This is a genomic window from Paenibacillus sp. T2-29 (genome assembly GCF_052921365.1).
The window spans coordinates 630,413-647,040 of sequence record NZ_JBREVE010000002.1 but is presented as its reverse complement, the minus strand read 5'-3'; the positions used below and the strand labels follow the sequence as shown (position 1 = coordinate 647,040).

Below are 16,628 nucleotides of genomic sequence, written 5' to 3'. Positions count from 1 at the left end.
ATGAGTAAAGATCTGCAAATTCAAAGTATATTCCGATTAACTCCGATGCAACAAGGAATCTTGTTCCATAGCCTGCTAGATCAAACTTCGTACGCCTATTTTGAACAAGTGAGTCTTACCCTGAACGGCTTACTCGAGGTAGAGCTTCTGGACCGAAGTCTTTCTGTTCTATTTGAGCGCCATGAGATATTGCGCAGCAATGTTTTTCACGTCAATATTGAAGAGCCTAAATTGATCGTATTCCGGCAGAAGCATCCATCCATTCACTTTGAAGACATTTCTTCACTAACGCAATCTGACCAGGTGGCCTATATAGAACAGTTTGTTCAACGTGATAAGGCCAACGGATTTGATATCACCCGGGATGAGTTATTCCGGGTCTCCATATTGCAGTGTGCGTCTGATGTATACAAGCTGATCGTTAGCTTCCATCACATCATTATGGATGGATGGTGCTTAGAAATCGTTCTGAAAGAATGGTTCCAGATCTACACATCATTGAAAAAAAATGAGCCAGTTCAGCTAGGTGAAGCTCCTTCTTATGAAAAATACCTCAAATGGCTGGACAAGCAGGATACAGATACAGCGCTTATGTTTTGGGAGCGATATTTGGATGGTTTTGAACAGCAAAGCATCTTGCCTACGAGTGGTAAAGGGAGCCACGTTGATTACGATCCACAGCAGCAAATCTTTAGCTTTGATTCGCAATTAACAGGTCAGTTGGAATCACTGGCCAAAGAACTCAAGGTTACTTTGAGTACATTGTTTCACTCCATCTGGGGTCTGCTATTGATGAAATACAACAACATCCGCGACGTGGTATTTGGCTCTGTCGTTTCCGGTCGTCCGTCAGATATTCCGGGAGCAGAAAATATGGTGGGCCTATTTATCAATACTATTCCAGTGCGTATATCAAGTGAAGAGGATCATCTTGCTTTTTCGGAATTCGTCCAGCATGTACAACATTCGGTTATGGAGGCGGGAGAGCACCATTATGTGCCTCTTGCTGATATTCAGGCGGGGAGTTTGTTGAAGAGTAATCTGATACACCATATTTTGGCTTTTGAAAACTTTCCGGGTATGGAGGAAGCCCCCGATCACGCGGACGAAAACAGTTTAGCGGTTTCGGAGATGGCTGGCTTTGAACAAACTAATTATTCCTTCAACCTTAACGTTGTCCCCGGTGAGAAACTGCGGATGAAATTCAGCTATAACGGTCTATTATACGAACCAGCATATATAGATCGATTAGGTCGACATGTTGAAGAAATCGCCCGCACTGTGGTTTCATCTGCTGATGTAGTTTTGAACGAAATAGATATTATTCTGCCAGAAGAAAAAGAATTGATTTTGAATAAATTCAACGGGACGGCTGCGCCTTATCCAAGGGAGAAGACGATTCATCAATTGTTTGAGGAGCAGGTGGAGCGAACACCGGAACATCCGGCAGCCCTATACAAAGATCGGCAATTGACGTACCGGGAGCTGAATGCCCAAGCGAATCGGGTGGCTCACGTCCTGCGGAAGAAAGGGATCGGGCCCGACCAAATGGTGGGCATCGCAGTTCATCGATCGCTGGAGATGATCGTCGGCCTGCTGGGGATTTTGAAGGCAGGCGGGGCGTATCTGCCGCTACATCCAGAGGACCCGGAAGAACGGCTGGGATTCATGCTGGAGGATAGCGAGGCATCTATCCTGCTGACCCAGCGGGATCAGTTGGACCGCCTTCGTCCACACGGAGTCGATCGCGAGCTAATCGCTATCGAAGATCTGCTGATGGAGGGGATGGAGCTTACAGGAGAAGAGTGCGAGAAGAACCCGGAACCCGTTAACTGCTCAACCGATTTGGTGTACGTGATTTATACGTCAGGCTCCACCGGCAAGCCGAAGGGGGTTATGATTGAGCACGCTTCACTGATCAACCGTCTGCACTGGATGGAAAAACGAATTCCGTTTGGAGCAGAGGATGTGATCCTGCAAAAAACGCCATACACCTTTGACGTATCGTTGTGGGAGCTGTTTTCATGGGCGATTCAGGGATCGACAGTATGCTTTTTGGAGCCGGGAGGCGAGAAAGACCCGGCAACGATAGCCGAAACGGTGGAGGCCAACGGGGTAACAGCGATCCATTTTGTACCATCCATGCTGGGAGCATTCCTGGAGTACATCGAGCACAGCGGAGCCGCTAGGAAAATGCGCAGTGTCCGGCGAGTATTTGCCAGCGGGGAAGCGCTGATGACAGAACATGTCCGCCGGTTTAACCGTTTGCTGGGAGCCGAAGGAGCCACGTTGCACAACCTGTATGGACCGACAGAGGCAACGGTAGAGGTGGCGTATTACGACTGTCCTGCCGAGCAGGAACCAGAGAGCATTCCGATCGGGAAGCCGATTGATAATGTGAAATTGTATATTTTGGACCGTAAAGACCGATTGCAGCCGATAGGTGTACCGGGCGAGCTGCACATTGGAGGGCACTGCGTAGCCCGAGGATATGTGAATCGGAAAGAACTGACGGAGGAGAAATTCGTAGCGGACCCCTATGCAGCAGGGGGACGGATGTACCGGACGGGAGACTTGGCGAGATGGCTGCCGGATGGAAACATTGAATATATGGGTCGGATCGACCATCAGGTGAAAATTCGGGGCTACCGGATCGAACTGGGTGAGATTGAAGCGGCCTTACTCGCGTACGAAGGTGTCAAGGCGGCTACAGTACTTGCCCTTGATGATCGAGATGGTGGTAAATATTTATGCGCATATTTCGAAAGCGGAGAAGGTTTGAACACATCTATTTTAAGGGCGCACTTGAAGGCACTCATACCGGATTACATGGTGCCAAGTCATTTCGTTCGGCTAGATGTTATGCCGCACCTGTCCAGTGGCAAGGTTAACCGTAAAGCGTTACCCGAACCAGATCATGGGATGCGAGCCACCAGCTATGTTGCACCAAGAAACGAAACGGAAAGAAAACTAGCCGAGATTTGGGAGAAGTTGCTGGACATATCCTCCATCGGTATACATGACAACTTTTTTGAACTGGGTGGACATTCACTAACGGCGACTCGACTTATGTCTCGAATCAATAAGTTGCTGCAAGTTGAAATTCCACTCCGTGATATTTTTGCACATCCGACCATCGAAGAAATGAGTGTTTTGATCTGCGGACCAGAGGTTGCAGCTGGGACGATGATGGATATTGCTCCTGCCGAGCTACGCGATTCTTATCCAGTGACATCCGTTCAAAAGAGACAAATGATTTTACATCAGTTTGAAGGAGCAGAAACAGCATACAATATGCCCTTTGCCTTACTGATGGAGGGAGAACTGGACATCCAGCGGCTGGAGCGAGTGTTCAGGGATCTAATAGATAGGCATGAGGCATTGCGGACATCATTTGAGTGGGGCACAGAGGAGCCAGTACAAAAAATTCATAGTGAGGTTCCATTTCAACTAAGTTTCCAACAGGCTGATGATATCGAAATAGAAGCACAGGACAAACAGATTCAAGCGATATTCAAATCGTTCGTAAGACCGTTTAACTTAGGTCAGGCTCCATTATTGCGGGCGAAGCTGGTGCGTATTTCGGACAATAGGCATATTTTGATGGTAGATATGCACCATATTGTTGCAGATGGTGTTTCCATGAGCGTTTTGGCTAATGATTTCACGATATTGTATCACGGGAACTCGCTGCCACCATTGCGTATTCAATATAAAGACTACGCCGTTTGGAACAGTGAGTGGATCAAAGAAGGACACTTGATGAAGCAGGAACAGTACTGGTTAGACTTGTTTTCGGATGAGCTTCCTGTCCTTAATCTACCAACTGATTTCACGAGGCCTCAAGTACAAAGCTTTGAAGGTGACCGGTATTCTTTTCAAGCTGACAAGACACTTCGTGAAAGTCTACAGCAATTTGTTGCAGCAAATCGGACCACTTTATTTATGGTACTGTTATCGGCTTACAACGTGTTGCTGCATAAGTATTCAGGCCAGGAAGATATCGTGGTAGGGTCTCCAATAGCAGGTCGTAATCATACAGATTTAGAAAATATTATGGGGATGTTCGTTAACACACTAGTGCTGCGCAACCGTCCAGCTGCTGACAAAACGCTCAAGCAATTTTTACTGGAGGTGCAAAGAAGCAGCCTGGAAGCTTTCGAACATCAGGATTATCCAATAGAAGATCTTGTAGATAAGCTCGAACTTCACAGGGATTTAAGCCGAAATCCTCTGTTTGATACGATGTTCTCTCTAGAAAATACCGATTCGGTAAGCCTGCAAGCTGACGGGATATCCATATCACCGTATTCTGTTGAAGCTGGCATTGCCAAAGTTGATTTAACGTTAACAGCAGAAGCGGATCAAGAGGGACTCTCTTTTCGAATTGATTATTGTAACAAGCTGTTTCACAAAGAAAGTATTGAGAGAATGTCGAAGCATTATTTGCAGATTTTGCAGACTATTGTGGACTCTGCGGATCTCCGGATTAGCGACGTAAACATGGTAACTGCATCCGAAGAAGAGATCCTGTTAACGAAATTTAATACGGTACCCGCTTCTAACGAGAAAGAGAACCGAAAATTGCTGCATCAGCTCTTTGAAGAGCAGGTAGCGAAGACGCCGGAGCGTGTCGCAGTATCGTTCGAGGAACAACAATGGACTTACAGCGAGTTAAACGATAAAGCGAATCAGCTTGCCAGAGTGCTTAGAGAAAAAGGAGTACAGGCCAATACGCTTGTTGGCATTATGGTAGAGCGATCTTTTGAAATGATAGTCGGAATCCTAGGGATTTTAAAGGCTGGGGGTGCATATGTTCCTCTGGCACCAGATTATCCTGCGGAGCGAATTAGTCTGATGCTATACGATTGCAAGATAACACTATTATTGGCTTCCCATCATGTTCTGACTGAATCAACTTTCATAAAAGAGGCAGGAGCAGATGGATTTGCAGGGGAAATCCTTGATTTGGATCAGCTCGATATGATCGTTAAGGATTCAGATTCTAGTAACTTACCTTATGTGAATGAACCGGATGATTTGGCATATGTGCTATATACCTCTGGCTCAACAGGTAAACCAAAAGGGAATCTGACCATGCATTATAACGTGGGAAGATTGATTAAAAACTCCAATTATATCGATCTTACAGAACAGGATATTCTCTTGCAGTTATCTAACTATGCCTTTGATGGGTCAGTCTTCGATATATTCGGCGCTCTGGTCAATGGTTCTAAGCTGGTTCTCTTACGTAAAGAGAATATGCTGAATCCAGAAAAACTGTCTTTCTTAATTCGAAATGAAAATGTCTCGGTATTTTTTATTACTACCGCCTTGTTTAACACGTTGATAGAAACCAATATTGAATGTTTTACTACAATTCGCAAAGTACTTTTTGGTGGAGAGCGGGTTTCACTTCCGCATGTGAGTAAGTTGTTTGAACATATCGGACCCCATAAAATGCTGCATATGTACGGTCCTACCGAAAGCACGGTCTTTGCTACCTGTTATGGTGTAGATCAGATTCATGAACGGAAAGGTACAATTCCGATTGGAGCCCCGATTACAGGTACTACTGTGTATATTCTGGATAAAAATCTTAAATTGCAGCCTATTGGTATTCCGGGAGAGCTTTGTATAGCAGGCGATGCACTTTCCCAGGGCTATTTGAACCTACCTGATTTTACAAAAGAAAAGTTTATAGACAATCCATTTAATCCAGGCGAGAAAATGTACAAAACAGGTGACATTGCAAAATGGCTTCCAGATGGAAATATTGAATTTGTAGGCCGCCAAGATCATCTGGTGAAAATTAGGGGGTTCCGTATAGAGCTTGGAGAAATTGAAAATCAACTACTATCCCATGAACGCATTAAAGAGGCAATAGTTGTAGCTAAACCGGATCAATCCGGCCAAAATCGTATTTCTGCATATATGGTGACAGACGGGGGATTAAATACTTCAGCTATTCGCCGTTACTTGGCGAAGTATTTACCAGATTACATGTTGCCATCCAGCTTAATACTGCTAGACAGTTTGCCGCTGAACGCTAATGGCAAGGTGGATCAGAAGAAATTGCCAGAGCCTCATATCAACTTAGACTTAAGCACGCTGTATGAACCACCGACAAGCCCTACGGAAGAGAAGTTGATCAAAATTTGGGAAGGCGTACTGGGACAAGAGGGAATTGGAATTAGTCACAGTTTTTTTGACCTTGGAGGAGACTCTATTAAGGCCATTCAAGTTATCGCAAGGTTGAGTCAAGAGGGATTAAAGCTGGATATGAAGGACATATTTCAGCACCCTACTGTTCAGCAAGTAGCACCATATGTCCAACGTCGTTCCAGAATCATTGACCAGAAGGCAGTAACAGGTGAGGTACAGCTAACTCCAATCCAAAAATGGTTCTTCGAAAATGTACAGGATGATCGGAACCATTTTAATCAAGCGGTTATGTTGTTTACTAGTGGTGTGTTTGATGAAGAAGCCCTAAAAACTGCTTTGGAGAATATTATTATTCACCATGATGCCCTACGAATGGTGTATGAGATCGGTCAGAGTTCTGTTAGCCAATACCATATGGAAACGCAGTTAAAGCCTCTTCATTTAAATATTTATAATCTACAAGGAAATAACGATGCTGAAAGCAAGATTGAGGAAGAGGCTAGTCGGCAACAGGCTACCATGGACTTAAGAGCAGGCGAGATTATCCGGGTTGGCTTGTTCCAAACAGATCAAGGTCAGCATTTGCTGATTGCTATTCACCATTTAGTTATTGATGGAGTCTCCTGGCGAATCTTATTAGAGGATTTGGAGAGCGCATATACCCAGGCATTACAAGGTGAGACTATCACTTTGCCGGATAAAACGGACTCTTTTCAGTATTGGTCCGACCGGCTTGCAGAGTATTCGAATAGTCGGGCTTTACTAAAGGAGAAGGCATATTGGCAGCAAATTGAAGGAGTCCAATGTGAGTCTCCATTTCCTCAGAAGAGAGCAGTTACTGAAGAGGGTGGAGTGAAAAAAGAAAGAACGAGTATAGCTGTCCGGTTGGATAAGCAAGATACACAGCTACTGCTTGGAACTGCTCATCAGGCCTATAATACCGAAATTAATGACTTATTGTTATCAGCACTTGGATTGGCTATTAAGCAATGGGCGGGTAGTAAAATCTTCGCTATTAATCTTGAAGGACATGGCAGGGAAGAGATTATGGAGGAGATTGATGTTACTCGAACCATAGGCTGGTTTACTTCGATGTTTCCTGTTGTGCTGGATATGAGGGATAGTGAAGATATTTCATCTGTTATTCGGCGGACTAAGGAAATGATTCGCCATATCCCTAATCGAGGGATTGGATACGGAGTTCTGAAGTATTTGACCGATGTGGAGCATATTCAAGATTTAGATTTTAACATACAGCCACAAATCAGTTTTAATTATCTGGGACAATTTATGGATGGTACGCAAGAGGGAAGCTTTGAATCGTCACCGTTATCTCCGGGACGTTCTGTTGGTGAAGGGGCAGAAAGCCATTTTACACTGGACATCAACAGTATTGTTTCCCAAGACCAACTGTTACTTGAATTTGGATATATTCGCGGCGAGCATGAAGACCATGCTATTGAACAATTATCCCTTATGTATATAGAGCATTTAAAAATGTTAATTAATCACTGTACAAGCATTTCACAGAAGGTTCTCACACCATCTGATTACCAAGACCATACTCTCTCTATTCCTGAATTAGATCAGATTCTCACACAGTTTGGTGGGACTGAACAGGTAGAGCATATTTACCCGTTAACACCTATGCAGCAGGGAATGCTGTTCCATTACATGATGGAGCCGGAAACTACAGCTTATGTGGAACAAGTCGCGATTGAAATGGAAGGTGAACTACAGCAGGAGCTTCTGGAACAGAGTTTTCAAGAATTGTTGGCAAAATATGAAGTATTGCGTACGAATTTTGTGTTTACCGGTATACATGAACCTCGGCAAATCGTGCGTAAACATCAACATGCAGAGTTTCAGTTTTATGACCTTACCGGGATGAATGAGCAAGAAATTACCGCTTATCTAGAGGATTACAAAAAACAAGATCTTCTGCGTGGATTTGATTTATCCAATGAGGCACTAATACGTATAAATGTATTAAAAACAACTCCTGATAAGTTCCTTATGATGTGGACTTTCCATCATATGATTATGGATGGATGGTGCGTAGGAATTGTCTACCACGATTTTATGAGCATGTATCTAGAATTGAAAGATGGTAGACCGCTTAAGTCTGAAACAGCCCCTGCTTATTCAACTTATATTCGTTGGCTGGAAAAGCAGGACAAAGAGGAGTCCATGCAATATTGGAAACAGGCTTTGGATGGATATACGCAATGTGCAGTTATACCAAAGACGTCCAAATTGCAGGCTAAAGAAAGTGGTTACCAGACGAGTCAGCTGGAATTTTCGTTAGACCAAACACTGACACGACGATTAACAGAGATTGCATCTCATAATCGGATTACGGTCAACACATTGTTCCAATCCATATGGGGGGCATTGCTTCAAAGATATAACAATACCAACGATGTAGTATTTGGAGCAGTCGTTTCAGGGCGACCGCCAGTAATCCCGGACATTGAGAGCATGGTAGGTATTTTCATTAATACGATTCCCGTGCGAATTTATGGCGAGGAGAATGAAAGCTTCATTGAAATGGCCAAGAGAGCTCAACAAAGCTCCATTGAATCGGTTAAGTATGAGTACACATCGTTAGCAGACATTCAATCCATATCTACACTGAAACAAAGCCTGTTAGATCATATTATTGTGTTTGAAAATTACCCTGAGTATGGCGAAGAAGAGGCGCTGCAGAAGCACAATCTGAAAATTCACGTGCGAGATATGGCTTTTTATGAACAGACAAACTATGACTTTAATCTTATTGTTTCCCTAAAAGAAGAACTGAACATTAAATTTCTGTACAACGCTGATACCTTAAGTAGAGAATTTGTGGAACGTATAAAAAATCATTTAAATGGCGTGGTCCGACAAATCGTGGATAATCCGGAGATGAGTATATCCTCAATTGAAGTAACTTCTTTACCAGAGAAAGAAGTGATTTTGAATGAATTTAACAATACGACGGCGATCTATCCGCGAGAGAAGACAATCCATGAATTGTTTGAGGAGCAGGTGGAGCGAACACCGGAACATCCGGCAGCCCTTTATAAAGGACGGCAACTAACGTATCAGGAGCTGAATGCCCAAGCGAATCGGTTGGCTCATGTGCTGCGGGAAAAAGGAGTAGGACCTGATCGTGTGGTGGGGATCGCGGTTCACCGGTCGTTGGAGATGATTATCGGACTACTAGGAATCTTGAAAGCAGGTGGAGCCTATCTGCCGCTGAATCCAGAGGACCCTGAAGAACGACTGGCGTTCATGCTGGAGGACAGTGGAGCATCCATTTTATTGACCCAGCAAGAGTTAGCGGAGCAGCTTCGTTGTCATGGAACAACCCGGGAACTGATCGCTATCGAAGATATGCTGGTACAGAAAAAGGAGCAAACAGGAAGAGAAAAGAATCCGGAATCGATCAATCGCTCGACGGATTTGGTGTATGTGATTTACACCTCGGGATCTACGGGTAAGCCCAAAGGAGTCATGATTGAGCATGCCTCGCTGATCAATCGTCTGCACTGGATGCAAAAGCGGATTCCGTTTGGAGCGGAGGATGTGATCCTGCAAAAGACACCGTATACCTTTGATGTATCGTTGTGGGAATTATTCTCGTGGGCCATCCAAGGGGCAACGGTATGCTTTTTGGAGCCAGGAGGAGAGAAGGACCCGGCAACAATAGCTGAAACGGTTGAGGCTAACCGGGTAACGGCATTGCATTTTGTGCCGTCGATGCTGGGAGCGTTTCTGGAATACATGGAACACAGCGGAGCTGCGGGGAAAATGCACAGTGTAAGACGTGTATTTGCCAGCGGAGAAGCGCTGATGACAGAGCATGTTCGTCGGTTTAACCGCCTGATAGGAGGCGGCGGTGCCACGCTGCATAATTTGTATGGCCCAACGGAAGCGACCGTGGAGGTGGCGTATTATGACTGTCCTGCCGAGCATGAACCGGAGAGCATTCCGATCGGGAAGCCGATTGATAACGTAAAATTGTACGTTTTGGACAAGAAGGACTGTTTGCAACCGATAGGGATACCGGGGGAACTGCATATTGGGGGCGACTGTGTAGCGCGAGGATATGTCAACCGGGAGGAATTGACGGGAGAGAAATTCGTAGAAGATCCATACGAGCCGGGAGGACGGATGTACCGAACAGGAGATCTGGCCAGATGGTTGCCGGATGGAAATATCGAATATATGGGCAGAATCGATCATCAGGTAAAAATCCGCGGGTATCGGATCGAACTGGGTGAGATTGAGGCGGCTTTGCTTGCACATGATGGAGTTCGGGCAGCGGCAGTGCTTGCCCGTGCTGATGACCGAACGGGGACGCCTAGTTTGGGTGCATATCTTGTTGCCGAACCCCATGTGACAACGGCAATGTTGCGACAAAATCTATCTGTCTCAGTTCCAGAGTATATGATTCCAGCTTATTTTGTATTCTTGGATCAGATGCCGCTCACGTCGAGTGGTAAGATTAATCGTCGTATGCTATTAGAAATTGAGCTGGAGTTTGGTACCGGAACAGAATATGTAGAGCCCAGCAACGAGCTGGAAAAGGAATTAGTCGAGATCTGGATGAGTGTACTCGGTGTTGAACATGTGGGTATCGACGACAATTTCTTTGAACTGGGAGGACATTCTTTAACGGCTATTCAGCTTGCATCTCGGTTACAGGGGATTTTGAGTAGTGAATTACGGTTGAGCAGTATCTATCAATACCCTACGGTCAGAGAGTTGGCACTACATGTGGAAAGAATGGAAGAGAAACATTCTGCACTTGCCCAACAATTTGATCAGATTATAGCGTTGCTGCATCAAAAGCTGAACGTTAAGGGTTGGATACAACAAGAGCAATTCAATGGAAAATCTTATATTGTTCTGCATTTAGAAGAGGGAGCCATTTCTTTCGAAAAAGAGATTATGGAACTGTTGGACATGAATTGCGATGAATCGATCCAGCCTCATTACATCACTTGGCATGGAGAAGAAACCCTGAGACTAGAAAAGGTCAATCTTGAAGACATTAAGAGCATATGGACAGAAAGAATTGACAATGATTTGGACATTTTCTCCAAAGCTATTCTAAGCCCAGGAGTGATCGAGAGACTGCCAGTTTCTCCAACACAACGCTACCATCTCCAACACAGTGATATTTCTGGCACGATTATTCCGCTAGAAAAACATATGAACATGGAGTATGTGGGAGAAGCGATTCTGCAGATTATTCGAGATCAAGATTTGATGAGAAGTACGCTGTGTGAAGAAAACGGAGAATTGCAATGGCAAGTAAGGGAAGCACCGGATCATCTTCCTGTACCACTGGTGGATATCTCTATGTATGACGAAGATGCACAGCAAGTGATTCTGAATAATATCATCTGGCCTTATTTTTACAAAAAGCATGAATTGAGCAATTCACTTTTATATCGGATATTGATTGTGAAAAAGAATCTGAAAGACTACCTGCTTATATTACCTTTTTCGCACTCGATCTTTGACTTTATGAGCAGTGAGATTATTAAGCACCAGTTCAACACTTATTATGAATGTGTTCGAGCTGGAAAGGAAACGCCTGAAGGGAGCAAAAATCGTTACTCTGATTTTACAGCTCATATTATGGAAGGACCTCAGGGTGTTGACGATCTGGAACTAGTAACTACCTATAGTCTAGATAAGTTTGATCGTGCAATGGGTCGTATAACCAATTTTGTCGATCAAAAAGCAGTACTTGAAGGGCATACAACCGTTATGTGGGATTTAAAATCTTCCGAGAGAGCAGTTCACTTGGACAACACTAGTCATTGGGAGATCGCATTCTTTACGTTTACTGCTTTTTGTAAAATGTATTTCGAGCTTAGTCAGGTACCCATTTGGGTAACGCAGTATGGCCGAAGCTTTGGAGAGAAGCGTTACTATGATGTTATTGGTGAATTTGTGGATCATATCCCGATACTAACAAATTTAGACCAAAACCTGGTATCTCTAGAACAGCAGGTTCGCCAAAGTGTTCAATGGGCAGCTGAACATAATATCAGCTTTGCTAACTTAATGTATAACCCGGATGTACAGAACGATTATCCTTTATCTGGAGGATACTTGCAGCAGGCTTTGGATAGAATGCCAATTGTATTTAATTTCCTTGGTGAGCTGAGAAGTGAGCATCAACTCCTACAAACGGTGGATCTGGGTAATGTCAATGTTGAAGGAAGATCACGAATCTTATGCGAAGTTTGGCATGATAGCGAGTCTAATCTGTTTATGGCACTAACTCTACCTTTTCCAGAAGACGAAAGTATAGTACGGAATCATTTACAAAGTGCCTTGGAGCAATTGGAAAGACGCTGGGCAACCGTTCTGTAACTCTTGCCCTAACCGAATAGGGGGATCTCATGAATCAGCCAAAGGAATTCTCGTTTTATGCTCGCCGGAATCTATTTATTTTTTCTGTGACCAGGCTTATATCCGAGCTAGGAAGTTCGATTTTTAAGTTTGCTTTAAGTCTATATATTTTGGACATCACCGGATCGGCCACTGTATTTTCAATGGTGTTAGGCTTGTCCATTCTGCCCGGAGTATTTGTCAATATTTTTGCAGGTGTAGTTATAGACCGGAGTAATAAGAAAAAAGTGCTTGTCATAACCGAAATATTAAGCGGCATAGCGCTACTAATCTTTTTACCCATTTTCTTGTTGGACTCAACCAATGTTATGTTGCTTGCTGTGTTTTCCGTTATATTAAGCTTAATTCAATCATTTACGTTCCTAACGCTGAATGCGTCAATTCCTAACTTAGTGGAAAGGGAAAAAGTTCATAGCGCAAACTCTTCTTATCAAAGCATAGGAGCAATCATAAATGTACTTGGCCCGATCCTGGGTGCAATTACTTATCGAGCTTGGGGCTTGGAAACGATTGTAATGATTAACGGAATAACATTTATTTCGGCTGGATTAATGCAACTATGGTTACAATTCAGGAAATCTGATGAACAAACGGTATCCTCAAGTTATTTAGACAGCGTAAAAGACGTGTTTGCGTATATAAACAAGCAAAAAGCCATCATGTATTTACTTGTCATCTTTGTTGGCATCAATTTTATGCTGGCTCCGTTAATCCAGGTTGTACTGCCGTATGTGACTTATCAGGAACTTCAACTTTCAGCTCAACAACTGTCTGTTATTCAAGGAGCCTGGTTCGTAGGAGTCATTGCAGGAGCCATTGTGGTTTCACGTCGGAAAGTACATCAATTTGTTATTACCAAAATATTTATGCTGTTTCAGCTTCAAGCCATCTTATTCCTAACATGGTGTTTCCCATTGTTGTTTCCCTCAACAGCAGGAAGCCTGATACAGATGACGTTCATCTTCATTATGATTTTGGCAGTAACCGGATTTTTTAATTCGATGAGTAATGTCCCCATGATATCTTATGTGCAACTGTATACTCCAGAACATATTAGAGCCGGGGTGTTTGGTGTAATCAGCTCGATCACTATGCTAGCAACTCCGCTCGGAATCGGGTTGTACGGAATACTATTGGATAGAATCCATTGGGTATACCTTCCTCTGGCTTCGGGAATAGTTGCTCTGGTGATGGGTATCATGGCTCATAAGAACAAAGAATTACGTAACTTTTTCAGTCAAAATGCCGAACCAGTCCTTAATAGCGTAGGTGAAAAAGAACGGGTATCAGCATTATAAACTGAATTTCTGCTTATGATGTGATTGAAGGACCTGATGTTAATGGAAAGGCCAACTTAAGTTGGCCTTTTGGTCTTTCAGTTATTTTTTGCTTTGAGTTACTTTCCCCTTCACATCACCGATGCTTACTTTTCCATTGCCGCTCTGAATAATGACAACATCTTTTGCAACTTGATCAATATCCAGAGAGCCGTCACCTAACTCAATATATGCAGTACCCCCTATTTTATCTGCTTGAATATGTCCGTTTACATTCTCAATATTGACGTCGGATGAGCTATTTTGAATAGTAATTCCCCCATCTCTGTTGGTTAAATCAATGGCTCCACCGATTTCTTTAAGCGTGATATTACCATTCACATTTTCAATGCTTACATCCGAGGCTAAATTGGTTACTTGAATATCTCCATCTCTATGCGGATGTTTAATTTCTAGTTTCATTTGTTCCGGAATGGTGAGCTTGACATCAACCGTTTGGGGACCTGTTGACATGAATTGGCCTTCGAAAAAAGTATTAAGCGTAGCTACACCATCTTTTCCCTCCAGACTTAATTTTAGCTTATCCATGTTGCTGCCATTAGCAACGACACTGGCTTGTATTTTATCTGTATTGTTTTTTCCGACAACTTCAATTTGACCGTTGCTATTATCTAAAACTAAGCTGGAAATACCGGCAGATGATAGTTCAAGTTCCTTGTTTAAAGATGTTGCAGGTTTGGATGAACAGGCCGCAGTTAACAGTAACATTGAGATCATCACTAAAGTAGTGAGCCATTTCATTTCAATCACTCCATTTCAGAATAGTTAGTATAGATTTAGATTACATCCCGTTTTGTAAAAATAGGATATGAAACGAGATGCATAGCGACCAGATGAAGTAGAAGGAGGAACAGTGAGAAGCCCAGGGTCATTCCTTCCACTGGCGTCGTTCCAAAAAAATAAGGATTGAGATCTGTGCTGGAAAACACAAAATATTTTGTCCAAGGCCATCCATTCATGGTGATACTCAAGACGAATCCTGCTATAGCTGCCAGCATAGAGAATACAATAGAAAATGTAACACTGCGAAATGCTGCAGAAATCATGAATGCAAATGTCAACACGATAACCATAAAAGGTATATTAAATAAAAAACCACCTAACAAGGCTTGAATCATATCTGCCTGCTGAATGGTTTGATCCTTGACGAATAAGTAGGGATCGCCGATCCCCTTAAAGCCAAACATTAAACCGCCGAAAAATATGGCAGCCAGAAAAGTGAGCAGAACCAAAAATATCCCAAACAAGAGAGTTGCAATATATTTAGAAAAATAAATTTTCGAGCGTGTAGCTGAACGTGTCAGTAAAAATTTGATTGTACCGGCAGAAAACTCAGAGGCTACAATATCGCCAGCCACGATAAGAGCTAAAAGAGAGATACCTACAATTAAATTTCTGGATTGACTCACTGTAAAACTCCAAGCATTGGATTGAGGAGCGATGTTATGGTCCAAATAATACTGATTCATCAAAATTTTTTCTGCTGCCATTTTTTTCTCAATGGGTAGAGCGTCTGACTTTGCTGCATCTCTCGTTAGCTTCGAATTTTCATGCTGTAAAAGTGTTTTCCAGCCTTCATTGTACTCAGTCATACCAGAACTTTTTAAATTGGCCATCTGGATTAATACATACAAAATAAGCAGTATGATGATAAACCAGGTGCGTTTACGCTTATAAATCTTCATGTTTTCATTGCGAATTAACTGAATCACTTTTCAATTCCCCCTGTGATTTCAATAAATTTATCCTCTAGTGTCTGTTTCGTGATCTGAACGCTGTATATGTTCACCCCCGTATCCATAAGTTTTTTTGTAATACCCGGAATTTGATCCTTTGTAATGTCAACTTGTAGAGTTTGTTGATCTGCAATAATTTCTTTCCCCGCCAGCATGGACTGGAATACCGGAAGAGCCAATTCGGGTCTATCTACTTCAAACCGAACAGGAGCAAGCCGATTATCCATCATCTCAGCTACATTATGGATACCAATCAGTTTTCCCTTATTTAAAATCGCTACCTGATCACACATCAGTTCCATTTCAGCCATAAGATGGCTAGAAATAAGAACACCAACGCCTTCTTTTTGAGACAGATTGATTAAATGTTCCCGAAGCTCTCTTATTCCTGCTGGGTCTAAACCATTGGTAGGCTCGTCAAGCACAAGTAAGGAAGGTTTGTGGGCCAGTACAACGGCTAATCCCAGTCGCTGCTTCATGCCAAGAGAATAAGTTCCCACTTTCTTATCAATGCTGTCCTCAAGTCCAACGAGCGAGATTACTTCCTGAATACGTTCCGAAGAAACCCCTGGAGACATTCTTGAGAAATGAATCAGATTGTCATAGCCGGATAGATATTTGTACAGATCTGGATTTTCGACGATAACCCCTACATGTCTCATTGCCTTTTCGAAGGAGCGATCGATATCTTGGCCGTGGATAAATACCTGGCCTCCTGATTTTGAACTTAAACCTACGATCATCCGAATAGTGGTCGTCTTGCCCGCTCCATTTGGGCCAACAAGACCCATGATTTCTCCCGCCTTCACATCCAAGGACAATCCTTCAACAATGGTTCTCTTCCCAATCTTTTTACTTAAATTACGAATCTGTAATAGTGACAACAACGATTCCCTCCCCGCCAGCAGTTTGATTGTCTATAAAGTATCAGGAGTGCAGTCATACTCCCTAGTGACAAAATGTCATGACCTTG

The 16,628-nt window shown here is 43.2% G+C and carries 5 protein-coding genes; 2 read left to right on the top strand and 3 right to left on the bottom strand.

From position 1 onward, the window contains the following. Together ACU1JV_RS08620 and ACU1JV_RS08615 are read left to right on the top strand one after the other, a co-directional pair. The gene (locus tag ACU1JV_RS08620) at positions 1-12,543 is read left to right on the top strand and encodes an amino acid adenylation domain-containing protein (protein ID WP_413985653.1); all 12,543 of its coding nucleotides are present in this window, start codon (positions 1-3) and stop codon (positions 12,541-12,543) included. Positions 12,544-12,572: 29 nt separating this feature from the next. Beyond that, positions 12,573-13,880, top strand: a complete 1,308-nt coding sequence (locus tag ACU1JV_RS08615) for an MFS transporter (RefSeq protein WP_165080192.1) — start codon at positions 12,573-12,575, stop codon at positions 13,878-13,880. An 81-nt stretch (positions 13,881-13,961) separates the two neighbouring features. Here ACU1JV_RS08615 and ACU1JV_RS08610 read toward each other — a convergent pair whose 3' ends face one another. The 3 genes from ACU1JV_RS08610 to ACU1JV_RS08600 are packed head-to-tail and all read right to left on the bottom strand — an operon-like array spanning position 13,962 to position 16,539. Further along, positions 13,962-14,660 (bottom strand): DUF4097 family beta strand repeat-containing protein, encoded by a 699-nt coding sequence (locus ACU1JV_RS08610; RefSeq protein WP_040102028.1) that lies wholly within the window; start codon positions 14,658-14,660, stop codon positions 13,962-13,964. A gap of 35 nt (positions 14,661-14,695) precedes the next feature. Continuing rightward, positions 14,696-15,631 carry an ABC transporter permease gene (locus ACU1JV_RS08605; protein WP_016821476.1) on the bottom strand — a complete coding sequence of 312 codons (936 nt, stop codon included), beginning with the start codon at positions 15,629-15,631 and terminating at the stop codon, positions 14,696-14,698. Beyond that, on the bottom strand, positions 15,628-16,539 hold the full coding sequence (locus ACU1JV_RS08600; protein ID WP_025679827.1) for an ABC transporter ATP-binding protein: 912 nt from the start codon (positions 16,537-16,539) through the stop codon (positions 15,628-15,630). The genes ACU1JV_RS08605 and ACU1JV_RS08600 overlap by 4 nt, the downstream gene beginning before the upstream one ends. Positions 16,540-16,628: the final 89 nt, after the last annotated feature.